The sequence below is a fragment of the Phycisphaerae bacterium genome (genome assembly GCA_028714855.1).
In the GTDB taxonomy this organism is placed as follows: domain Bacteria; phylum Planctomycetota; class Phycisphaerae; order Sedimentisphaerales; family Anaerobacaceae; genus CAIYOL01.
This window is the reverse complement of the sequence record JAQTLP010000009.1, coordinates 52,470-77,210: the sequence shown is the minus strand read 5'-3', so window position 1 is coordinate 77,210 and position 24,741 is coordinate 52,470. Positions and strand designations below refer to the sequence as shown.

Annotated in this window: 14 protein-coding genes; 4 read left to right on the top strand and 10 right to left on the bottom strand. The window is 46.9% G+C overall.

Annotated elements, in window-relative coordinates; genetic code table 11:
* Nucleotides 1-11 precede the first annotated feature (11 nt).
* The 5 genes from polA to PHG53_08505 form a co-directional block, all read right to left on the bottom strand.
* The gene (gene polA, locus PHG53_08525; protein MDD5381662.1) at nucleotides 12-2,750 is read right to left on the bottom strand and encodes a DNA polymerase I; all 2,739 of its coding nucleotides are present in this window, start codon (nucleotides 2,748-2,750) and stop codon (nucleotides 12-14) included.
* Nucleotides 2,751-2,805: 55 nt separating this feature from the next.
* Entirely contained in the window at nucleotides 2,806-4,956 is a 2,151-nt protein-coding gene (locus PHG53_08520; GenBank protein MDD5381661.1) for a tetratricopeptide repeat protein, read from the bottom strand.
* Between the two features lie 58 nt (nucleotides 4,957-5,014).
* Complete coding sequence (locus tag PHG53_08515) at nucleotides 5,015-6,970, bottom strand: tetratricopeptide repeat protein (protein ID MDD5381660.1); 1,956 nt, start codon at nucleotides 6,968-6,970, stop codon at nucleotides 5,015-5,017.
* Nucleotides 6,970-7,716 carry a glycosyltransferase family 2 protein gene (locus PHG53_08510; GenBank protein MDD5381659.1) on the bottom strand — a complete coding sequence of 249 codons (747 nt, stop codon included), beginning with the start codon at nucleotides 7,714-7,716 and terminating at the stop codon, nucleotides 6,970-6,972. Before PHG53_08510 ends, PHG53_08515 begins: the two co-directional genes overlap by 1 nt.
* Before the next feature lie 93 nt (nucleotides 7,717-7,809).
* Nucleotides 7,810-9,447, bottom strand: coding sequence for a glycosyltransferase family 39 protein (locus PHG53_08505; GenBank protein ID MDD5381658.1), 1,638 nt, complete (start codon nucleotides 9,445-9,447; stop codon nucleotides 7,810-7,812).
* 138 nt (nucleotides 9,448-9,585) lie between these two features.
* On the opposite strand from PHG53_08505, the gene ileS reads away from it, so the two are divergent.
* From ileS to PHG53_08490, 3 genes are all read left to right on the top strand, one after another.
* Nucleotides 9,586-12,441, top strand: a complete 2,856-nt coding sequence (ileS, locus tag PHG53_08500) for an isoleucine--tRNA ligase (protein ID MDD5381657.1) — start codon at nucleotides 9,586-9,588, stop codon at nucleotides 12,439-12,441.
* A complete protein-coding gene (locus tag PHG53_08495; GenBank protein ID MDD5381656.1) occupies nucleotides 12,438-14,039 on the top strand; it encodes a glycoside hydrolase family 5 protein in 1,602 nt (533 codons plus the stop codon). Before ileS ends, PHG53_08495 begins: the two co-directional genes overlap by 4 nt.
* Before the next feature lie 171 nt (nucleotides 14,040-14,210).
* The gene (locus PHG53_08490; GenBank protein MDD5381655.1) at nucleotides 14,211-14,972 is read left to right on the top strand and encodes a PEP-CTERM sorting domain-containing protein; all 762 of its coding nucleotides are present in this window, start codon (nucleotides 14,211-14,213) and stop codon (nucleotides 14,970-14,972) included.
* A 437-nt stretch (nucleotides 14,973-15,409) separates the two neighbouring features.
* Here the strand turns inward: PHG53_08490 and PHG53_08485 are convergent, their stop codons facing one another.
* Nucleotides 15,410-17,287: a glycosyltransferase family 9 protein gene (locus PHG53_08485; GenBank protein ID MDD5381654.1), complete on the bottom strand. Its 1,878-nt coding sequence runs from the start codon at nucleotides 17,285-17,287 to the stop codon at nucleotides 15,410-15,412.
* 77 nt (nucleotides 17,288-17,364) lie between these two features.
* Here PHG53_08485 and PHG53_08480 point away from each other — a divergent pair, with 77 nt between their 5' ends.
* Nucleotides 17,365-17,859, top strand: a complete 495-nt coding sequence (locus tag PHG53_08480; protein ID MDD5381653.1) for an NUDIX hydrolase — start codon at nucleotides 17,365-17,367, stop codon at nucleotides 17,857-17,859.
* Here PHG53_08480 and PHG53_08475 read toward each other — a convergent pair.
* The 4 genes from PHG53_08475 to PHG53_08460 are packed head-to-tail and all read right to left on the bottom strand — an operon-like array spanning nucleotide 17,849 to nucleotide 24,694.
* The gene (locus tag PHG53_08475) at nucleotides 17,849-19,768 is read right to left on the bottom strand and encodes a gamma-glutamylcyclotransferase (protein MDD5381652.1); all 1,920 of its coding nucleotides are present in this window, start codon (nucleotides 19,766-19,768) and stop codon (nucleotides 17,849-17,851) included. The two genes, PHG53_08480 and PHG53_08475, sit on opposite strands and share 11 nt — an antisense overlap.
* Before the next feature lie 10 nt (nucleotides 19,769-19,778).
* A complete protein-coding gene (locus PHG53_08470; GenBank protein ID MDD5381651.1) occupies nucleotides 19,779-20,516 on the bottom strand; it encodes a glycosyltransferase family 2 protein in 738 nt (245 codons plus the stop codon).
* Nucleotides 20,517-20,519: 3 nt separating this feature from the next.
* Complete coding sequence (locus PHG53_08465; protein MDD5381650.1) at nucleotides 20,520-23,516, bottom strand: hypothetical protein; 2,997 nt, start codon at nucleotides 23,514-23,516, stop codon at nucleotides 20,520-20,522.
* The gene (locus tag PHG53_08460) at nucleotides 23,501-24,694 is read right to left on the bottom strand and encodes a pyridoxal phosphate-dependent aminotransferase (GenBank protein ID MDD5381649.1); all 1,194 of its coding nucleotides are present in this window, start codon (nucleotides 24,692-24,694) and stop codon (nucleotides 23,501-23,503) included. The genes PHG53_08465 and PHG53_08460 overlap by 16 nt, the downstream gene beginning before the upstream one ends.
* Nucleotides 24,695-24,741: the final 47 nt, after the last annotated feature.

The following is a 24,741-nucleotide window of genomic DNA, read 5'->3' as shown; positions in this document are numbered from 1 at the left end:
AACCGGCATCGCTACTTATCACTCAGCCAGGTTGGGCCGTAACTTATATCAACTTTCAGGGGGACACTAAGCTCCAATGCCGTAGTCATCTCTTGCCTGATCCACTTTACGTGTTTGTCGGCCTCGTCCGCGGGCACCTCGAAAACAAGCTCATCGTGAATTTGCAGAATCAGCTTCACCGCAGGGAGCTCAGCTTCGATTTTCCGCTGGATGTTTATCATGGCAACCTTTATTAAATCCGCGGCTGAACCCTGAATCACTGTGTTTATTGCAAATCGCTGGGCCTGTGCGCGTTTATTGGCATTTTTGCTGGCGAGGTTTAAGATTCTTCGCCGGCGGTGCAGAATCGTTTCGGCAAAGCCGGTGCGTTTAGCTGCATCGATTACACCGTCCATAAATTTGCGGATTGAACTGTAGCGGGCAAAATAGTCATCAATAAACCTTTTCGCATCGGCATGGTTTATCCCTATCGAGCGGGATAATCCGAACGCACCCTGACCGTAAATTATACCGAAATTGACCGCCTTACAGTGTGAGCGCATTTCGTCGGTTACTTCTGCGATCGGCACCCCATAAATCTGGGAGGCAACGAAGCGGTGAATGTCCTGGTCGGCCTCAAAAGCCGACATAAGAGCACGGTCTTTCGAAAAATGTGCCAGCAGGCGCAACTCTATTTGGGAATAGTCTGCGCTGAGGATGCAGCTGGTTTTGCTCTCCGGAATAAAGGCGGAGCGAATTTTGCTGCCAAGTTCGGTGCGAATGGGAATGTTTTGCAAATTGGGGTCGCTGGAGCTGAGACGTCCCGTCGCGGTTATAGTCTGGTTAAAGGAGGCGTGGACTCGGCCGGTGCGTGGATTAATCAACTGGCTTAGCTTATCGACATAAGTATTCTGCAGCTTGCTTATCTGGCGGTATTGAAGAATAAGCTCGATAACAGGATGCTGGTCCGAAAGCTGTCCAAGGACGTCCGCATCGGTGCTGCGGCCGGCTTTGCCGCTCCTGACAGATTCGAGGCCGAGTTTATCAAAAAGGATTTCGGCAAGCTGCTTCGGAGAATCAATGTTGAAAGCGGCGCCGGCACATTCGTAAATACGGTCGGTAAGAGTCTTGAGCGTTGCGGCAAGTTCGCCGGACATTTTTTTCAGCAACTTAGTGTCGAGCGAAATGCCGTTGTATTCCATAACCGTTAGGACCGAGACCAAGGGCATTTCCACTTCTTCAAACAGTTTCTTTGTCGGGGGGGCTTTTTCAAGGCGGTTTTTCAGATATTCATAAAGCTGAAAAGTTATGTCGGCGTCCTCGGCGGAGTATTCACAGGCTGTAGCTGTATCGACCATATCAAAGGTACGCTGATTTCTGCCTTTACCGATGAGCGAAGATATTGGGATACAGCGGTAATTCAAAAAATCGGCAGCCATATTATCCATCGAATGGCTGCTGCGTAAAGGGTCGAGGCAATAAGAGGCAACCATCGTATCAAAATAAACCCCTTTTACAGGCAGTCGGGCATTTTTCAGGACAAGCAAATCATATTTTATGTTCTGGCCGATTTTCCTGACGTTTTCATCTTCAAGTATCGGGGCGAGTTTTTGACGGAGCATACCTGCATCGAGACACTTTTGGCCTAACGAAGCCCTTACAGGCAGATAATATGCTTTATGCGGCTGCCAGGAAAAACTTATGCCGACCAGGTCGGCCCGCATAGCGTTAATGGATGTGGTTTCAGTATCAATGGCAAACAGTTTTTGTTTCTTAAGTTCGGTTACGAAACCGTCAAACTTATCCTGAGTATCTATTAACTGGTAATCGTGCGGAATTGTCTTAGCCGATTCCGGCTCACCTAAATCAGACGTAACTATTGAAGTATCATCTGCCTCTGATTGAGTTTCAGAAGAACCCTGCAAACCCAACTGTGTAAGCAGGCGATTGAAACCAAGCTCAGTGAAAATCTGACCAAGTTTGGCTTCATCGAATTTTTTCAGAGACAAAGCATTGTAATCAATTTCGAAGGGCACATTGCAATCGATAGTCACAAGCTCTTTGCTAAGATAGGCCTGTTCTTTAAAATTGCGGAGATTTTCGCCCCGTTTGCCCTTAATTTCATCGGCGTGTTTATACAATTTGTCGAGAGAACCGTATTGCTGAATCATCTTAACAGCGTTCATTTCTCCGATTAACGGTACGCCAGGGATATTGTCCGAAGAATCACCCTGTAAAGCCAAAACATCGATGAAATCTTTAGGATGAATTTTATATTTCTCAAACAGCGTATCATCATCAAGAGTTTCACCTTTCTTCATATCGAAGATATAAACGTGGTCATCGACAAGCTGATACATATCTTTATCTTTTGCGCAGATATAGGTATCGATGCCGTCTTTTGAGGCTTTTTTTGCAAGGGTGCCGATTATGTCATCGGCCTCGAAACCATCGACACGCAGAATTGGTATTTTCATCGCGGCAAGTATATGTTCGATACGGTCTATCTGCGCAGGCATATCGTCCGGCATAGGCGGACGATGGGCTTTATAATCGGAGTAGATTTTCACCCTGAAAGTCGGGGCTTTGCTGTCCATTGCCACAACGAGCATATCCGGTTTATGGTTACGTATAAGGCCCAAAATTACAGTGGTGAAAATATAAGTTGCCTTGGTTGGTTCACCGGATGGACTGGTCAATTCGCGCATCTGTGCATAATGAGCAGCATAAATTTGCGCGTGACCATCAATTATGTAAAGTTTTTTCGCCATTAGCGACAACTTTATTTGTTGTTCGAAGCAGAGTCAAGAACAAGCTGAAAACGGTCTACCGAGTTTCGATATAAGGTTTGCCCGCCTTATACAGGACCAGCCGGCTTTCTATCTCCTTTTTGAGCGCGTTCAGTCCGGGGGATTGGCATAATCCCAAGGCCTTTTCAGCGGTTTCTATAGCCTTGCTGAAATCCCCTGCCGCGGCATAAGCTGCGGCCAGGGTATCCAAAAGGTCAGGTCTCCTATAATTAGTAAGTTCGCATGCTCGCCATGCAACTCCGACCGCCTTGGTGGGATTATGAATTGTGGTTTCCTTATTTACAGCCAATAACCAGGCAAGGTTATTCATCGGCTCAATCCAGTCGGGCTTAAGTCGAAGCGCATCCTCGAAGTGTATGATGGCTTCATTGATTTTTCCCCTTTGTACCAGAACTTGTCCGAGATAGTAGTGCGATTGGGCATAGTTTGGGTCAAGCCGCAGCGATTCGGCAAAACATCCGGCGGCTTCGTCAAATTTGCCGGTGTGCGCAAGTGCATAGCCGAGTTCGTTGAGGACATCGGGGTTGCTGGGAGTTGCCGAAACGATTTTGCGATACCCCGCGATGGCTTCTCCGAATCGTCCGAGTTTTAACAGTTCACGGCTCGTGTCCGTTTTTTCGAGCGCAATTTTATAGTTCTGGATGGCCTCCGCAAAATCGCCTTTAGCTGCGTAAGCAAGAGCGAGACCAATGTTTACATTAAAAAAAGATGGGTCTATTTCTAGCGCTTTTTTATAACAGGGAATAGCCTCGTCGACTCTCCCAGCCTCAAAAAAAGTAATGCCGAGACAGTGCAGGGCTTTGTCATAGTTAGGTTTAATTCGAACGGCCTCCGAACAATGGTAGATGGTCTCATTCAGTTTGCCCTGCTCGCGAAGAGGCCCTGCCATGCAAAAGTGTGCCACATAATTGTCCTTGGTTACATCAAGAGCGTGCTGAAACAATGTTAGACTATTTTGCCAATAGCGAACCTGAAAATGAGTACATATCGACATAGCCAAAATAACCAGCAGCCCGGACCAGGTAAGTGCGATTTTTTTATACCGCCATTTTGCCAGCAGTTCCGGCACTCCCCAGGCAATAATGATAAACAGGCCCGTTAGAGGAATATATGTGTAGCGGTCAGCCCTGGCCTGGGTGCCAACCTGGATAAGACCAACAACCGGCACAAGTGTCCCGAGATACCAAAACCAGCCTACAACAGAATATCGGTGCTCCTTGGCAAATCGAAGTATCATAATTGTCACGGCCAACAAGAAAATAGCTGACATCACAGCGTATGGAATCGATACATTCTGGCCGGGATGAGGATAAAGTACGGTCAAATCGACAGGAAAAATCATCTTGATAATGTATTGCACATAAGAAATAAGGGCATTAGCCAGGCGGGTAATAAAACTGTAATTCTCCCCTGCCTGTAATGCTCCCCCCTTTCTCTGAACGATGAAAGTAACTATACTCGATGCGACGACCATCGCAAATAGCGGAACTTTCTCGATAAGCAGATAGGACAGCGAATATTTTGAGCCGGCTTTTCCGCGTTTCAGGCTGAATCTCTCCAAAGGCCAATAATCTAAAAGCAAAAGTACAAAAGGCAGGGTAACCAGCATAGGTTTTGACATCAGGCCGAGAGCGAGAAATACGATTACCGGTAAATAGCTGGCAATCTTCGGGCGGCGGACAAATCGAACATACGCCCACATCGTTAGCATCCAGAAAAAAGTACTTAGAACATCCTTACGCTCAGCAACCCAGGCAACGGATTCGATGTGAAGCGGGTGAAGGGCGAACAAGGCCGCCACAAACGCGCTTGGCCAGAGCTTTTGCGTCATTTGCTTTAGAACAACAAACAAAAGTAGCGTGTTTACGATATGAAAAATAAGGTTAGTGAGATGATGTCCACCTGCCTTGGAGCCGAAAAGCTGCCAGTCCAGCATATGTGAAAGCCATGTCAGGGGGTGCCAGTTACTGCCATAACCGGTGGTGAAGGCCCATTTAATAGCTTTTGGTGTGATGCCGTTTTGAATATTCGGGTTTTCATAGACATAGTGGGTGTCATCGTAATTAATAAAATCATATTTACAAACATGGCAAAAGACCGCCGTAGTAATGAGCATCAAGGCTAGGCAAATCCAAAAGCTGCTGTATTTGGTCAATATAGTATCCATTATGGTTGTTAATTCTAATTTGTTGTTCGGTTTAGAGTCAAGGGTAACTTGAAACAACCTACTTAGTTTCAATATAAGCTTTACCCGCCCTATATAAAACCAGCCGGTTTTCTATCTCCTTTTTAAGCGCATCCTGTCCGGAAGATTGGCATAATTCTAAGGCCTTTTCAGCGATATCTACGGCCTTACCGAAATCACCTGCCGCAGCATAAGCCACAGCCAAAGTATCTAACAAGTCAGGACTCCTGTAGTTAGTGAGGTCGCATGCTCGTTGGGCAAGTCCGACCGCCTTGGCGGGATTATGAATTGTAGTTTCCCTGCTCGCGGCCAATAACCAGGCAAGGTTATTCATCGGTTCAATCCAGTCAGGCTTCAGTCGCAGCGTATCCTCAAAGTGCGTGATGGCTTCACTGTATTTTCCTCTTTGCGCCAAAACCTGCCCGAGATAGTAGTGTGCTTGGGCATAGTTAGGGTTAAGCCGGAGTGCTTCGGCAAGATGTACTAAAGCCTCATCAAGATTGCCTTGAAGGGCCAGGACATGACCTGCATTAGTATGGGCAGCCGCATCAGGTTTTATCCGAAGGGCTTCGGTAAAGCATTTGATGGCTTCTTCAAACTTACCTTGTTTGCCGAGTGCAATACCGAGATTATTAAGTGCAATTGTGTCGTCAGGTATCATCTGAAGACATTTTCGATACTCCGCGATGGCCTCGTCGAGCTTGTTCCGCTCGCAGAGAAAATCCGCCGTGTGAATGTACGCTGTATAATTGCCGCCGGTTACATCAAGAGCATGCTGAAATAGAGTTAGACTGTTTCGCCAATAGCGAAGCTGAAAATGGGTACATATCGACATAGTCAAAATAACCAGCAGCCCCGATATGGTAAGTGTGATTTTTTCATACCGCCTTCCCGCCAGCAGTTCCGGCACACCCCAGGCAATGATGATAAACACACCTATTAGAGGAATGTAGGTATAGCGGTCAGCAAGAGCCTGTTGACCGACTTGGACAAGACCTATAACAGGCACAAGCGTCCCAAGATACCAAAACCAGCCTGTGAACAGGTAGCGATGGTTTCGGGAAGACCGAAGTATGAGAATTGTTGCGGCCGCCAGAAGAGCGGCAGATATTATAACATTTAAAATCGGCATGTTACGGCCGGCGTGCGGATAAAAAACCGCCAGATGAGCAGGCCATATCATTTTCTCGATGTATTCCACATAAGAGACAAGAGCGTTAAAAATACGAATTTTTAAAGAAATACGAACAAGCTCTGCTACTGTTCCGCTGCTTCGCTGCACAAAAAAAGTAACAACGCTTGAAATCACCGAAAGAACAAAGAAAGGAACTTTTTCCCGAATCAGACGATAGATTGCCTGCCGTTCGGATGACAATGATACACGGGCAAGAGGCCAATAGTCCAGCAGCAGTAATACAAATGGTATTGTCACTAACATAGGCTTTGCCATAAGCCCCATGGCAAAGGCTAACAGCGTCAGCAGGTAACGGCCGGTGACCGGATGTTTGACATATCGCAGGTACGCCCACATCGTGAGCATCCAGAAGAATGCGCTCAGGACATCCTTGCGCTCGGCGACCCAGGCAACTGATTCGACATGAAGGGGATGAAGGGCGAACAAGGCCGCCACAAACGCGCTTGGCCAGAGCTTCTGCGTCATCTGTTTTAGAACAATGAATAAAAGCAGTGTGTTTACGATATGAAAAATAAGGTTAGTGAGATGATGTCCCCCCGCCTTGGCCCCGAAAAGCTGCCAGTCCAGCATATGTGAAAGCCACGTCAAGGGATACCAGTTAGCGTAATAACCAGTTGTGAAGGCCCATCTGATGGTTTCAGGTGTGATGCCGTTTTGAATGTGTAGGTTATCATAAATGTAAACTGGGTCGTCGTAATTAATAAAATCATAAGAGCGGACTTGACAAAAGACCACCGTGGTAATAAGTGTCAAAACCAGACAAATATAGATGGACCAATATTTTTTGTGAGGATTATCCATTACCTCGGAAACAGCTTCGATTTGACCAGACGCATTTTTGCAAGCCGGAAAGTAAGAGCGGTTCGCAGACATCCGAAACCATACTTGATACTCCTGCTAAAGTTAATCGAGGAAGAATCTGCCTGATATTTGGTCGGGCAGCTCACCTCTGCAATTGTATGACCATACCAGAGAACTTGAGCCAGCATCTGGTTATCAAAAACAAAATCGTCAGAATCGACTTCGAAGGGCAGCTGTTGAAGAAGCAGGCGAGAGAAAGCCCTGTAGCCGGTATGGTATTCCGAGAGCTTTGCACCGGTGAAAATATTTTCTACAAGAGTCAGCAAGCGATTTGAAACATATCTCCAGAGCGGCATTTTGCCTTTTAAGGCGTATCCCCCAAGTATTCTCGACCCGAGCACACAAGGATAAAGGCCGTTCCCGATTATAGAGGCCATCGCGGGTATTAACTTGGGAGTGTATTGATAATCTGGATGGACCATAATGACTATATCAGCGTTTCGCTCCAGGGCGAGCTTATAGCAGGTTTTCTGGTTGGCGCCGTATCCTTGATTTTGAGGATGGACGTGAACTACCGTGTTCGGCAGAGATTTTGCGATATCGGCGGTCTCGTCGTGGCTGGCATCATCGACAACAATAACCTCATCGACCACGCCTTGACTCATAACTTCATTGTAGGTCTGTTGCAGGGTTTGGGCTGCATTGTAGGCCGGCATCACAACAATAACTTTTTTGTCTTTAAACATAATACTTTAACTCTCGGTATTATAACAAAGTTCTAAATCGTGCGTATTAGAGTTATCGGTTTTAAGTGACAATATCTTGATTACATTCATAATTCAATACTCGCGATTGGCACGTTGGTAAACAGCAAGCCAGCATATCGACCTCGGTGAATATGTGGAGGCATCTTTACCCCAGCGGTATAAAATATTATCATTGCCCATAATATCGATTACGCCGACCAGTTGGTAATACCTTCTCTGGTATTGCCAAAACCAGTCCAAAATCATTTGTTCTGACTCCGGCATGGCGAGCCAGGAAGTAGGGACGTTTACGAATACCATAAATTCAGGGCTGGCTTTTTCAATTTCTCTTATCATTTCCTCCTGCATTTGGCGGGCATAACTGTGGTTTTCCATCAGCGCATAGGTGTAAATGTGGCCCGTGGCGGAACGTCTGTCTGCATAAAAATAAATTTGCGGTTCCGAGCCGATAACGGCGATTCGGTCATTCTCGGATGAGTTCCCCCTTAAGTAGCGGGCAATCTCCAGAGACTCCGGAAATGGATTCAAGCCATAAACGAAACGCGAGACCGCAACTGGACTCATAACAAAAAAGAATTTCCTTTGCTGATAAACGGCAGAAAGCAGCACAGCCAGCAACAATAAAACAGGCACCATCCTCGCCCCCCTGCGGCTGAAGACATCGATGATGGAAGCAGCACCCGCACCCACCAATAAGGCCGCAGCCGGGAGCAAAAGAATAAAATAATGCTCACGAAAATAAAGACCTGGGCAGATAGACAAAAACGAGAAAACCAAAAACCCTCCTATGAATATACGGTGGCTTTTAATCTTCTTATTCCAAAACAAAGCGGTTAACCCAACACCTGCAAGAATCCAAATCAAAACAGTCGACTGGAAAATTTCGGTCGTTCTGTCTCTCAGGTTCTGCATTCCCAACTTGAATTCTATCGACGAAACATACTTTGGTGCATAAACAAAAGTCCAGAACCAGAATTTCCCAAACACACCCGCCTGTTTGAGAATAAGGCAAGTCACCGCAAAAGGAAGCAAAACACCAGCCATAAAAAGAATACCCGTAGTTGCTGACTTTTTCCAAACAAATGGTGGTCTGCGTAATTCACTAAACAAAAGATACAGTCCCGCAAAGACAATGAAAGCAGCACCGTGCTGTTTCATAAGAAACGCAATTCCAACCAGCACGCTCCCGCCAAACAGCGCCATCCGCTTCTGACGCTCAACGGCATGCACCAATAACAAAATACCTCCAACTGCGAAAAAGATAACGAAATGTTCGGAATTGGCGGTGAAGCCAAAAACTCTTAGTCCCAGCGATAGTATTGCAAAGACCGCCGCAGCGACTAAAGCCGCGGGAGGGTCTAAGAATTTTCTGGCCAGAATAAACATCAGTAAAATAGTGGCTGCATTGACAACGGCCAAGCCCAGGTGAATACCGCTGATAGTCTGGCCGAAAACAGCCAAAATCAGGGCGTAGGCCGCATAGATGCCGGGCATTTTCATATTATAAACCTGAGAATACGGGGGAACGCCCTGCAGTATAAGCTGGCCCGCATATGCATATTCGCCTTCGTCGCGTTCCAGCGGAACGTCCCGAAGCCGGACGCGGACCGCCGAGGTCAATATTACAACCGCCAAAAGCATCACCCACACCCAGCTATACCTCTTGGGCTGACTGACTGTCACTGCTTTTTTAGTGCTCTTGCGGCTCATTTATCGCGGAAATACTACCCGATTCTGTGAAAAATAACAACCCTGTTCTTGTTGGAGATAAAGAGATATTCTTGACAGTCTGCTTTGGCGATTTTACTATATTCGATTCGCTATGCATTTGTTTTTGAGGATTTTTAGATGCCGGATGAGAACAGTAAAACTTACCGTGATACGTTGAACCTGCCTAAGACCAGCTTTGCGATGAAAGCCAATCTTACCCAGCGTGAGCCGCAATTGCGCAAAGAATGGGCGAAGGAAGATATCTACGCCAAAACAAGAGAAGCTCGCCGCGGAGCCCCTTTATACACCCTCCACGATGGCCCGCCCTATGCCAACGGCGATATCCATATGGGGCACGTTATAAACAAGGTCCTCAAGGATTTTGTCGTTAAGTTCAAGACTATGGCCGGCTTCGACGCCCCCTACATCCCCGGTTGGGATTGTCACGGCCTGCCCATCGAGGCAAAGGTCTTTACCGAGCTCGGCGAAAAGGCGAAAAACATAGACAAGCTCGAAATCCGCAAGCTCTGCAAGCAATACGCGAGCAAATATGTCAAACTCCAGGGCAGGCAGTTCCAGGAATTAGGCGTCTTCGGCGATTTCGAAAATCCATACCTCACATTCGTCCCTGCGTATGAAGCGGGCATTTTGGAAGTCTTCGCCGAATTAGTCGATAAGGGTCTGGTTCGCAAACAGCTAAAACCCATCCACTGGTCGATTGGCTGCGAGACCGCCCTTGCCGAAGCCGAGCTTGAATATAAAGACATCTCTTCGCCGAGCATCTTCGTGAATTTCCCTGTCGCCAAAGACAGTATCGAGCAGCTGGTTAAGTTCGGTTTAGTTAATGATAGCAGCGCCAAAGTCTGCTTTATGATTTGGACAACCACCCCTTGGACGCTGGCGGCCAACCTCGCTGTTGCCGTCCATCCCAACCTCGAATACAAAACTCTAACCTACGAGGTCAACGGCTGTAAATTCATCTCAATCTTGTGCGCCGAGAGACTTGCCGCTGCGATAGCGGCTGGCAAGCTGAATGAAGGCGAATATATTATCAGCGATAAGTCAGTCAAAGGTGCAGCCCTCGAGGGCTTGCGCTATGTGCATCCGTTTGTGAAGAGTAATCCGACTGATAAAGACGCCTATATGGTCATCCTCGCCGAATACGTTACAACCGAAGACGGAACGGGAATAGTTCATACCGCCCCCGGCCACGGCCTTGAAGACTATATATCAGGACAGAAATACGGCTTGGCAATCTATTCGCCGGTATTGGACAACGGCTGTTACGACGACACCGCCCCCGAGCATCTGCGAGGCCGAAATGTCCTCGAGGTAGATACCCTCGTAAATGACGACCTTCGCAAAAAAGGCCTGCTTTACGCTCAGGGCGCAATCACGCACAGCTATCCCCATTGCTGGCGAAGCAAAGGCCCGGTCATATTCAGGGCTACCGAGCAGTGGTTTATCAGCGTCGATAAAGAATTGCCCCCTGCCGGCAAAACCCTTCGCGATTTGGCGTTGGAAAGCACCGGCAAAGTAAAATGGATTCCCGCCTGGGGCCAGAAACGCATCGAAGGTATGCTCGAATCCCGCCCTGACTGGTGCATCAGCAGACAGCGTAGCTGGGGACTGCCTATTCCCGTCTTCGTAAATTCTAATGGCGATGCCCTTTTGACCAAAGAATCCGTGCTGGCGGTTGCCAAACGCGTCTGCGAAAAGGGCTCGAACTGCTGGTTCACCGATTCGCCTCGCGAACTTCTCGGAGACGATTTCCAACTGCCGGCCGGTTTCAATTTCGATGACTTGCAGAAGGAAGAAAACATCTTCGACGTCTGGTTCGAGTCCGGCTGCAGTTGGTACAGCGCAGCTCAGAAAAGGGGCTGGCCTGTGCCGGTTGACCTCTATCTCGAAGGCTCCGACCAGCACCGCGGCTGGTTTCAGTTGTCGCTTCTGCCCGCCCTCGGCGCGACAGGCAAAGCGCCGTTCAAAAGCGTTTTAACGCATGGCTTTACCGTTGACGAAAAGGGAATGAAGCAGTCGAAATCCCTGGGTAATTACGTCAACGCTCAGGATGAGGTGAAAAAATATGGTTCCGACATCCTCCGCCTGTGGGTAGCCAGCGTAAATTATCAGGAAGACGTCCGCTGCAATGATGAGCTTATCGGCAGGACACAGGATGCCTACAGGAAAATCAGAAATACGCTGCGTTATCTGCTCGGCAATATCGACGATTTCAATCCGGACAAAATGAGCGTCGCCTATAACGATATGTTCGAAATCGATAAATGGGCTATGCAGCAATTGCAAAAGCTTATCGCCGAAGTTATGGCTTCTTACGAGGAGTTTGTCTTTCACAAGGTCTTTTCGCTTATCCATAACTTCTGCACGGTCGAGATGAGCAGTATCTATATGGATTTGCTCAAGGATAGAATGTATTGCGACGCCACCGATAGTCTCTCTCGCCGCAGCGCACAGACTGCTATGTATAAAATCCTCGATTCTCTTATTCGTATGCTCGCACCAATCTTGGTGCATACCGCAGAAGAAGTCTGGATGGTGTTGGGGAAAACCGAAACCATACATCTCGCTGAAATGCCGAAAGTCGATGATTCTATCGACTGGCAAAAAGATGAGCCAAAATGGCAAAAACTTATGGACCTGCGTGATAAAGTCCTTCTCGCACTTGAGCCGCTCCGCAAGGACAAAATTATCGGCAGCAATCAGGAATCGTCCGTTACAATCCGCTGTAATAACGATGATGCCGCCGCTATCGAACAGTTCGGCGTGAAAAATTTCACAGCCCTTTGCATTGTCAGTGAGGTCAAACTCGATAAAGGCGCAACTGAAACAACCGTCTCCGCACAGAAAAGCCCCCATCAAAAATGCCAGCGATGCTGGAACTATTGGTCGACCGTCGGAGCCGACGGCAAATACCCCGACTTGTGCACCAGGTGCACAGATGTCTTGAAAAGTCTGCGAGAAAAGTCCGTATGAAACCATTATCTATACTTATATTATGCGTCAATCTCACTTTTGGCACTGTATCTTATGCTGCCGAACACGTCGATTCCAAACAACCCGTTTTTGACGGCTCAAATGCCCCGCCCACTCTGCATACCGAAAAAAATAGAATCCTCGATGCAAACGGCAATGATATAATACTAAGAGGGGTCTGGTTCGCAGATAGCAACTTGTGGAACAATGACAAGTATGATGCGTCCGTTGTCAAATACATCCGCCGCAACTGGAATGCAAATGTAATTCGCCTGCCTATTCACCCTCTGAAATGGCGTGAAAATCCTGATTACCTGTCGAAATATGTAGATGAAATAGTCAGGGCAACAGGAGAAAATGGAATGTACGTCGTCGTGGGCTGGCACGCCCACGGGAATCCTTTGAATAATAAGACTGAAGCGCCGACCTGTGACCCAAACCTGCCCCTTGCTATGGAAGCATTGAAAACAATTGTAACACGATACAAAAAATGCAGATGGGTGTTATACGACAGTTTCAACGAGCCGGCTTACATTACATGGGATGAATGGAAGCCTGTTGCCGAGAAATTAACTGATGTTATTAATTCAGTTAATCCGGAGGCGATTACATTAGTTTCAGGCGTTCATTGGTCTCACGACCTCTCTGGAGTATTAAGCAATCCTGTTAAGCGAAAAAATATCATTTATGAAGTGCACGCATATAACGATTGCAAAAATCCAAGTTGCATGAACTGGAAAACAACGATAGACCAGCTTGCCAGGCGTTTCCCCGTAATAATAGGAGAGTGGGGATACGTTGAATATGAACAGTTGGGACAGGAGGATTCAAGCCAGTCTACGAACAAAAATAGGGAATATGCGGTCCCTCTGGTTGATTTCGCCCAAAAGCTTGGTATCGGCTGGATATTTTTTGCCTACTCGGCTTACTGGGAGCCGTCGCTGGTTGTTGTTGATTACAACGACTTGGACAAAGGCGATGAAGTATTAACCAGAGCAGGTTATTTCGTCAAAGAGGTTCTCAATAACCGCCCCTATCATAACACCGCTCCGGGATGGCGGAATTACGTTAGACAGCTCTCAATCGCAAAAAATCACTTTAGTGAAATCGACCCAAATCTGTTCGCTTATGAAAAGGTTAAACTTAATGCTAATATCAGATCGGACAATTACAACCAGCTTAGCATTCAACTGCTGAAACCATCTTATGATGGCAATCACCTGCCTGTCTCTTCTTTCGAATTCAAGCTCGGATACAGATTGAGAAAGTCCCGTTTTGAAATAGGAATGCGTGAAGGCAGCGGAATCTCAGATACGACAAAATGGGGCAAAACAGACAAATGGGGCAAAGCATTAACGATTAGGATTGAAAACACACCTCCTAAACAGCAGTTGCAGGTGGCGGCAATGGCTCAGCAGGACCAGTTAATCTTCAAAGGAATTTTGGGTAATATCGCCAACATCGTCGAGGATGTTCTTGCGAGCGATAATACACTATCCGAGGAGAATAAAACCTTTTGGCGAAGCAAAATGCCGTTTTTTGCGTCGAAAGCAGATAGTTTTATTAAAAACGTCGAATACACACAACCTTCGGATTAGATCTATCATCCAGAGCAGCTTACTTTACTTGTTCGCCATCTTTTTTCAATCAATCTCGCAGTAGGTTAAGACCAAATTCCGCCCTGTTTTTCCTTGACTATCCGGCTGTAAAGCATATACTAAAATACGCCCTTGACTGGGGACAAAGGGTAAGAGAGAAGGAGAAGAGAGATGAAAAGAAATACTTTATTTTTGCTGCTGGCACTTTTCTTATTATTCCTGCCGGTTTTCACAAAAGCCGATACTATATATAATATTGATTTTTCCTCACCTGCACACACTGTAGGTTCACAAATGACCACTGGAGATAGTCCTCCGCCGCGTAATACTCCGACTGAAAGTATATTCGGCGACCAGATTGTAAGAAATTCATTCGGCAGCCTGACGCAGCAGCCAGTCGAATTAATACCAGAAGACTCAGGATTTCTGCGATACTCACAATTCAAACTCGACTTGGAATTTACTGAGCATTATCCCGTTTACCGGTTAGATTTCGATGTATACATGGAAAACTTCATGGCAGGAGCTTATGACAACTTTGTTGTATTGTTTGATACGCCAAGTGTAGTCAGGCTTGATTTGAATTCCTACGGCAACATTCTGGAAAATGGTTACTTAACATACGGCGATATAATTGGGTCCTTTGATTTTGGACAGACGGTCTCAATGTCGGTGACTGTTAACATGGAGAACAACTTATGGAGCATCTATTCTAATTCAAATCACTTATGGACAGGACAGTTTTTTCACACTTCCCAGGCTTATCCGGAACCTCCGGATATAATAGAAAGTATCAGGTTCAGTTTACGGGATGACAGCGATTTCACCAATATACCGGGTTGTGCAGTAGATAACATCCGGGTAATTGGGGCTCCTGAACCGGCGACGGTTTTACTGCTCGGCCTCGGCGCAGCTTTCTTAAAAAAAACGTAAAAAATAAATAGCCCCCCGCGGCGATTGAGCAGGGTACTTCAATCAAAAACGTTGCTACCTACATCCCAAAAACCCATTTTTTAAAAATTTTTTATCCCTTTTGCTATAACGACTTAGCCAAAACCGACCCCTCAAAAGCCCCATAATTTTCGTATCAAACGCGCATGTTCGTCCTATTAAGAAAGGGACATATTCTAAACATTATGAAAAACATGAAACAACAAAACACAGTTAACTTAGGCAACTTTTATTTAAGTAATCAGTGTGAATCTGCGCAATCTGCGGTTAAAAGTCAATCAATCAAAAACAACAAATTATGCAAAACGAACCCAATTTCCAAAACCCCCAAAATGAATATAACTCCAGATATTACAATTACTAACAACCAAAAACTACGAACTACCAACTCGCAAAAACGAACCCAAACGAACCCAATTTTAAAGCTGCTCACATACCTTTTGATAAACCTCATCGACTGTTATTGCTTTAATATCGTGTTTCGGGTCAGTGCTGTCGGCCTCGAAGCCCCTGCCATTCGGCTCAATGGCCGCGGCGCAATCAGGCCTGCCGTAAGGGGCCACGCGGGCGGGATTAGACCTGCCGAAAATCAAAACAACCGGCACGCCCAAAGCCGCGGCTATATGCCCCGGGCCGGTATCATTGCTTACCACCAGCCGGGCGCCTTTGAGCAGAGTAACCAGCTCGCCGATAGAAGTTACGCCCGCGAAATTGGCTATCGGGACATTGGCTTTATTTTTGAGCCTTTCCACAATTGGCTTTTCGGAAGCCGAGCCGGTAGCGATTATGGAGAGGTGAAATTGCTTAGTAATTTTATCAGCCAAAGCGGCGAAACGCTCAACCGGCCAGCATTTATCCTCGTGTGCGGACGTGGGGACAAAAACGGCGTAATTATCAGGTTTAATGTCTTTTGCTTTCAGCAATCTATTGACCGAATCAGCAGCAACAGAATCTACCGGCAGCAGGAATTGCACATCTATCTTTGCAGCGCCGGCCTGGCGGACAATTTCGAGGTAGTAATCGACAAGGTGGATACAGACACTATCCTGTTTAATCTTATTCGTGTAAAAGAGATGGGCGAATTCCCCGGCGTTTGCCATTCCGAAACGCTTTTTACAGCCCGACAGCCAGGCAAAAGCAGCGGTGCGGAACAGGCCCTGCAGGTCGATTACTATGTCGAATTTACAGCGATTAATCCGCCAGATAAGCGCAACCAATGCGCCAAAAGCACGCGGATTAGACAACGCACGACCCAAGAACTTACGCTCAAAAAGAATTACCTCATTTAAATCGGGGTGATTTTTAATAAGCGGCGCGAACTCCGGCCGGATAAACCAGCTAATCTTCGCCTGGGGAAAGCTCCTGCGAAGGGCCGAAAGCGCCGGCAGCGCCATAACCACGTCACCCAGCGAGCTGGGCTTGATTATCAGGATATTTTTCCGCGTCAAGCGGCGATATTTAGCTTTGGCCATTTCCGCAAGCTGACGGTAAATCTCCCGCCGCTGCGAAGGGGCAATATCTGTAAGATTACAATAGTCTAAAAAGAATCGCAGGTAATCCGTCCGGCTGACAGCGGGGATGGACATAAGCGACGCGGCGAGCTGCCACAATGAACGTAACCGGCAAGCCTCTCGCCGCAGCCGATACGGCTTAATACCATCCATATCGGTGAGCAGAACTTTGTATTTATCCCCACCTTGCGGTGTAACGAGAAAATTATTCGCTTTCGAGTCTCTGTGCCATAAACCGTTTTTGTGCAGCGTCGCCAGTATCGAGGCGAGCTGATTGGAGAGATGCTTTCTTAACGATAGTCGCCTCTCCGATATATACTGGCGGCAAAAGTCGCGGAGGTCATAGCTTTCTTCGAGATAGCGGGTGATGTAGATACTCTGGCGGGTAAGCGGGCCTTTCTTTTCCTGCATGACCGCAAGCGGGGCCACCGCCGGAATCCCGAGGCGATGAAGTGTCAAAGCTGTATCGAAATTTCGCACCGCCCTGCCGGAGCGGAACGAGCGGAAAAACTGACTGAAACCATCTTCAGGCCAGCTCCGTTTAATTACCGCTTTCAGATTTGTACCTGCGATAGTGAGGTTTTTTATCGCGACGCGATTGCGGCCTTCTACTTTGATGGTTTTCGAGACGTCCTCGAACAACAGGTGCGGCTGCGAGAGGCACTTAATCCAGTCCGCTGCCGAAAACTCTACGCCGCTTGAAAGGTCTGATAATACCACCCTGCCGCTCCAGCCGTTACCAAGCTGGAGCGAAGCGATTTGAATTTTGTTTTGTGAACAGGCCATAAGATTAGTCATTTTAAGCGATAAAGAGATTTTAAGCAATTGATTGTTTGCGGATGAGTTGTTAAATTAGGGACCTTATGGCGAAAAAAGGCAAATATGTTTACGACTGGCCGAGGCCGATGATCTCCGTTGATGCCGCGGTATTCGGCTTCTTCGGGGACAAGGCGAAACTGCTGCTTATCAATCGCGGAAACGAGCCGTTCAAAGGCAAATGGGCACTGCCCGGCGGATTTGTCGATATCGACGAGGAGCTCGAAGATGCCGCCGTCAGAGAATTGTTCGAAGAAGCGGGATTAAGCGGTATCGTGCTCGAGCAAATGCATACCTTCGGCACGCCCGGCCGTGACCCGCGGGGCAGGCAGATTACGATAGTATTTATGGGTATCGCTACAGAGAAACAGCGAAGAATCAGGGCCGGCGACGACGCGGCCGAGGCGCGGTGGTTCGATATCGGGAAACTGCCGAAAGATTTGGCATTCGACCATAACGAAGTAACCCGGTGCGCGATAAGAAAACTAAAAAGAAGAAAAATATACCTGCTGAATATAAAAAACAGACCAACTAAGAAGTGATAACCTGTTTATTGAACTTCTGCAGTTGCGCGTCAATGGCATCTATTGCCCAATCGATATAGTGCAGTTTATGGGCGGGACGGCGGTGCCTCTCGTTCATTAACCCGCCCTGAATGGTATCCAGAAACCTGCTTATTATCTGCGGCTCGATTTCCGCGGGCTCAAGCGCCCATTCCTTAAGCTCTTCGTAGTCCTTTTGTAATTTCTTACTCGCTTTCAGCTGCTTGATACTTAAGTAATCGCCAGGATTATAGGCTATTTGAAGACCTTTAAGGCACAGGATTAACGGCTCATAATTAATCTCTTTATCGAGACGAATGAACTTATACTGCTGGGTATATGTAGTGGCCTGAGGAGGAGCTTTGTCGGCGACTTCATCTTCACCGAGATACCATTTGCGCTTGCTGGTTCTGGCAAAGACAAGCTCTTCTTCGCCGTCGCTGCGCTGGGTTATTTCATCATTGCCCATTCTCGAAATCCATAATCTGCCGCTGCTTTGCTTCTGCAAACCACCGCCCAGCGCAAGCAGGCACTTGACGAAATCCAACGGGAGGACTTTCTGGCTGCCGATTTGGTCCTTGCGAAGCTGAAAAGACAAATGCAGACTGTGCGGTGCCACTTTATAGAATTTGCTGATTTCGTGTATCAATTGGTTGAGAAGCCAGGGGTCAGCCGTTGCAGGCCGGGACAGTTCGCCTGCGATATTCAGTCTGCCGGGCGCCAGCTCCAAAAAACCGCAGCGGCGTGCCCGTTCAGTTTCGCCGGTGTGGTCATCGATATAACCGCCGAGTTTCCATGATAAAACATCAAGCCAAAAATCGTGGAAGTATCTAAAACCATCATATGCCGGGTCGGTTTTTTTCTGAGAGTTTCCCTGCGACTCAACAGTGGCAGGACCCAGATTGCTCAATTCTATCTCGGCTCCGAGCGGTATAAGGCCGGGGTGGAAGTTGGTGCGGACACGCTCAAGATATGAGTAAGCCACGCGAGAATCAAATATGCTATCGGCTGCCTGAACGGCATATTTGACGTAGTCGATAAGGTCGTATTTCTGGTATGACATTGTCTTGAGGGCCTTGCCGGTAATAAGTTCAACATCATCGGTGTTTATCATCTGTAAAGCGATGAGAAGACTGATTGAGCGCTTGAAGTATCTTTCGGAAGTACGTATATGCTCAAGCTCAAAACGGTATTGGGACTGCACTCTTTCGTCGAGCTGATTGAGCATGACCTGTTTTATGACCAGTGCCAGATAATTTTTGACAAAAGGTGCAACATCCGGCTCGCTGCGAAGGGGTTTTATGCTTGGCCTGGGACGGTCCAGTTCGTGTTCGAGATAATAGTCGCTGACGGCATCGCTGCGGTAGTGACTTATTACAAGGTCGCGCTCGGTGGTCGCCAGCAGCTCTCGTTCTGCCCGCCGTTCGAGGTTGGCGTCGGTGGTTTCTTCGCCGGGGCGGGTATGTTTCTTTATAAACCCTTCAATCCGTTTTCGCAGCCACAGCTCATGTATCAGGTTGACGTGGAATCTGTCACCGAAACGTTTTTTCATTGATTCGCGAGTGGCCAAATATGCCTGCGCCTCGATCAGTCCCTTGGCGGTATTGACGTGAACTGTTTCCCGGTAATAGCGTTTACCTTCATACCTGTTAATTTCCGCCATTGCAGACGGTGGGACTCCGTAAATAACGAAACCTTCGATTTTTGAAGATGCGTCCGGCACGGCATAGAAATAGACATTGTCGGGCGTTACTTTTCGATAGTAAGGCAGCAGAGCCGGCTCTGCTAAAAGGGTTCCTTCGTTGGTCCGTGACCTGTCAATAGTAAAACCCAAGCTGCTGACCGACTTGAATATTTCGGGCTCCCGCAGTGAGCCGTAGACGAACAAATTGACTTTCTCTTTGTTCATACCCCAATTATCAGCTTCCGCTTATAATTTTGCTGCGCAGTTTGATCAACTCTTTGAACGCACGAAGAATTACTCTTAAATTAGCGCCGGTTTGCGTGCCGGCCGTCCGTGGATAATGATGTACGCCTTTTTGGGTAATGGAATAGCCTTTGCGGGTTGCTCGGGCGAGAATCTCAGCGTTTATCAGAGCGCCCATACTCGACATCTGGATATTGTCAAAGATTTCCCTTTTATAAAGTTTGAAAGCGCAGTCGATGTCACGGATTTTTATATTGAGTAAAAAGCAGACCAGTTTCGTCCATGCCCAGCCGTTGAACCTGCGAACAAAGTTGTCCTGACGGTTAAGTCGATAACAGCTGACAATATCGAACTGGCTCATCAGCGGCAGTAACGGCGGCAATTCGCTGATATCGAACTGGCCGTCACCATCAGCATAAAAAACATATTTTTTAGCGGCCGCCTTGAATCCGGACTGCAATGCGGCCCCGTAACCGAGGTTAGGGTGGTGGTGCACCACTTTTACCCTGCTGTCTCGTCGGGAGATTTGGTCGGCGATTTGCCCGGTGGCATCGGAACTGCCGTCATCAACAATAATTATTTCGAAATCGGCGTTAAGTCCACTTAGAACAGCAAGTGCCTGTTCCACGGTGCGATTAACATTATCCTGCTCGTTATAACAAGGAAAGAAAACACTGAGCGATGTTTTCGGTTCTGAAACGTTAGCCGGCAATGTATCTTCTTTTATCACAGGTCACCACTTCTTCCCCTTTTGTAATGGTTCCTGTTCACTCTGATACTCTCGCAGCTTGGCGTCATAAAATTGTACAAGTTCGGTGTTACCTTGTATTGCAGCGCTTTCTCGCAAATATCTGCATACGATCCATACAGCCCAGATTCTATTGAGATATCCATCCTGTTTTGCATAAAGACTCTTATTTTTTGTGAAATCATCGAAATAATTTTTGCAGAAATCATTTACAACAGGTAGCGTCTCAGCGTATTGAGCAAAAGGCAAAATAATCAGTAACGGTGCTTGCGATGGGTATAAATTAAAGGCTTCGATTGCAAAGTCAAGGCTTTGTTTCTTTGAGTCACCACCCGCGGTGTTATAAGCAACAACAAGGTTTTTGGAAAACTCATCTGGGTAAAGCGTCGTACCTTTGAATATGCCCTCTAAAAGCTCTCTGCCCTGCGGGGTCGTTACATCGACAAAGATTTTTTCTGTGTTATTAAAGAAGACAAGAGCCCAGTTAGGATTACGTTCAATGCCTTTTACGAAAGGCCCGTTATTCACCTCTGTGTCGGCAAGCGGCATTAAAACCACCCAGACATTATGTTTTTTCAGTTGTTCATCCACCCATTTGCCGATTTCGATATAATCAGAAGGAACCTTTCTTATCAGCGCACTTTGGTGAGCCGGGCCTCCTGACATAATAGTGGACCATATCCGGTAAGCCTTCGGCTCATACGCCGCCTGCGCGCGGCCATCCACAAATAATTGCAGAGGGGTTCTCCCTGTATTCGGATCAGGTTCCTGACCCCAGGCAATGAAACCGCCTTCGGTCCAGTAATTAAACATTTTACCTTTTAACTTATTGTCTCTTATAAACTTACAGCCGTCAAACGGTTTGACATTCGATGCTGTCATCCGCATAAAAACGGAATTTAATCTCGCACCGGAGGGCCAGCAATCAAGATAAACATGCTTGAATTGTAGTCCCCACGAGATGCCAAAAGCCATAACCGCTACCGCGGCAGCAAAGATAAAAAATACCTGAAGGTTATATGGCATTGGACCTACGGAAAAAGAACGGGTTTTATAGTAATTACGTGAAGCTGAGATTGTGCGAGCTATCTGGTCAATAAGCATCGCTGCAATTGGACATGCTACAATACCTGCTATCGGTACAAACCTGCGGGAACGATAAGCCATATAAATGGTAAGAGCAGCGATGGCTATTAACGGCAAATCAAGTTTAGGTATTTCATATTGAACGGCCCGGGATCCTTCACGGATTTTATTCGGAATTGAAGCGAATAATTTTTGCAGGCGAGGAAGTGTTAACCAAAGGATAATCGAACCAATGTTCACAATATAAATGACACCAAAAAGGTGTTCATAAGTTATATCAAGGTTGCGTTCATACTCGGGGCTCCATGTCCGATGCAATTCCACAAACTGCTTCACAGCGTTTAAAAAAGGCATATTAAACTTGAAAGGATTAAAGATAATAAACATTAACAACAATGAAACAACAGCCGCAAGAACAACAAAGGCAATATTTTTGGGTTTGAATTTAACGGTCTTCGAGAACAGCAGGACAAAAATATGCAGTATGACATAAGCAGGCAGTATAACAAACGGATAGATATATCTTCCGGAATAGTTGGCATTCGCATCACTAACGCCCATAGCCAGCAGCGTTAGGCCGATTGCCAAATGAATGAAATAAACACTTTTATAAATACTGAGCAGCAGGATGCACACAAATGTAGTACATAAAAGCAGGCTCGCCACATCAGCTTTAACAAAAGAGAAGGAAATAAATGTAATCCAGCATATAAGTACAGCGGCCGCGAAGCCGAAGATTGTCGAGAGAGCTTTGAATAGCTTTTCCTGTACCTCAAGTTCACCCTTCGGTGCTCTCAGCAATTTGGGTTTCATAAAATAGCTGAAGAGCCAAAACAAAGGCAAACCGATACTTAAAATAAAAAGAACTAAAAATGGGAATCCTGTACCAACGGGATTTTGCCATGCAAAAGCAGGATGCCACTCGTTAACAGTACGCCACATTTCAGCGTGTTTACTAAAGCTGATAACGTAAGTATGCGTAAGATTTGTAAGGTGAAAAGGATTGAATACTATCACCGCAACAAAAGCGATAAAGCCGGCGGCAATAGTATGATAAACTCCTTTTAGACCGATGGAAACAAACCTTCCTCTGGAGATACTCGTTAGAAGATGCAAAACCACGAATGGCACGAGCATTATGAACGCATAAACGTACCCGCCATGGACATTACACCAGAAAATAGTGAGCGGAATAATAAGCCAGATATATAATATGTTTCGATACGTAGCAAGGACAAGTATAAGTAAAAATACGGCAACCAGCAAATTCGAGAAACCCGCAGGACGAACGTCAAGAAAGGAACGCCCCGTAAACATCGCAAAGCAGGCGAGCACTGCCGACAAAGCCGGATTGACCCCCAATAATCGGCCGGTGTAGTAAACACAAATCACGGTAACTATATAAATCGCAAACTTCCAATAAACCAGCGTATTAAATGAAAAAGTCTCGGCGTCCGCGAAAGGAGACAAGGTTGTCAGCCAGTAAAAAATAACGTGTGTCAGCCAGTTTTGGTTGACCCAGCCGGTCGGATGCCAGTATTTAACTGTTTCAATGCCGACTTTCTGCGTAATCCATTGTGCCCAGTTCGGCCATGTCGCGATTTCCACTTCTGTTGGGCCTGCCTTGTGTGAGTTTGCGCTGAATGGCTCGACTGTGTTAACACCGTGATTGATAAAATGCCGGCCGCAGGCCATTGCGACCCAAGTATCGCCGGCCCCGACCATATGCGTGCTGGCGTGAAAGGCAAAAATGAGCATTGCCAGCCACCCCAATATCATCGGCCAGCCGGACAACGCATGGCGACTTGGGATATCTACCGCAGCAGAAACTTCAGGGGGTTCTGCCGTAGTCTTGTTTCCTTTAGAATTTCTAACGTTGTTCATTGACTTAGCCATCTCTTTAATCTATCCAATCCTTTGGTAATTTGTTCAATCGAGCAGGCAAAACTTAACCGCACATTTGCATCACACCCGAACGGCAAGCCTGGAACAAGAGCGACATTGGCCTGCTCCAGAAGCGCTTTTGCAAAGTCCATACTGCCGCCGATTTTCGCTCCATTAATAGTTCGGCCGTAATGGCTCGAAACATCAGGAAAACAGTAAAAAGCCCCGGTAGATTCGAGACACTCAACGCCTTCGATGGAGTTCAAACGCTCTGCCATATATTTGCCTCGACGCTCAAACTCCACTCTCATTTTTTCTATGGTCTGGTCTGCAACAGGGTCGGTCAACGCAGCAATTGCCGCATATTGAGCGAAGGTTACGGCGTTAGAGGTCATATGAGATTGAAGACGCCCCATTGCCTTTATAACTTCCAGAGGCCCCGCAGCATACCCAAGCCGCCATCCGGTCATAGAATATGTTTTGCTCAGGCCGTTGAGGGTCAGTGTCCTGTCATAGGCGTCTTTGGACAACGAAGCGAAACTTATAAACTTGGTATCGCCGTAGATTAGCTTCTCATAAATTTCATCTGAAAGCACCATCACTTGTGTTCCTTCGAGGACCTTTGCGATGGCCTTGAGTTCTTCGGGAGTATAAGTAAAACCGCCCGGATTACTTGGCGAATTAAGCACGAGCATAGCGGCCTTCTTTGTGACGGCCTGCTTCAACTGGGTCGGCGTAATCTTATAACTGTTCTTCTTGTCTGTCTGAACAATTTTAGGGACTGCATCGGCGAGCTTTATCGCTTCAGGGTATGTTACCCAATACGGCACAGGTAAAATCACCTCGTCGCCCGGGTCAAGTGCTGCCTGCATCGCCTCATAAACGGAGTGCTTGCCGCCGATATTGACTATGACCTGCTCAGGCGTGTATTTGAGGCCGTTTTCCTTTTCCAGCTTGGCGGCAATAGCGGTTCGCAGTTCAACTATACCAGACTCAGCTGTATATTTAGTCTTGCCTGCCTTCAGAGCTTTTATCGCGGCTTCCTTGATAAAATCAGGCGTGTCGAAATCCGGCTCACCTGCCCCAAAACCGACTATATCTACACCTTTGGCCTTCAATTCCTTCGCCCGCGAAGTAACAGCCAAAGTTGCCGAAGGTGGTATCGCCTGCGCTCGTTTACTGACCTTCATTTATCTGTACCTCTGAAATTCAATCAATGCAATCCGCCTTAATCAAT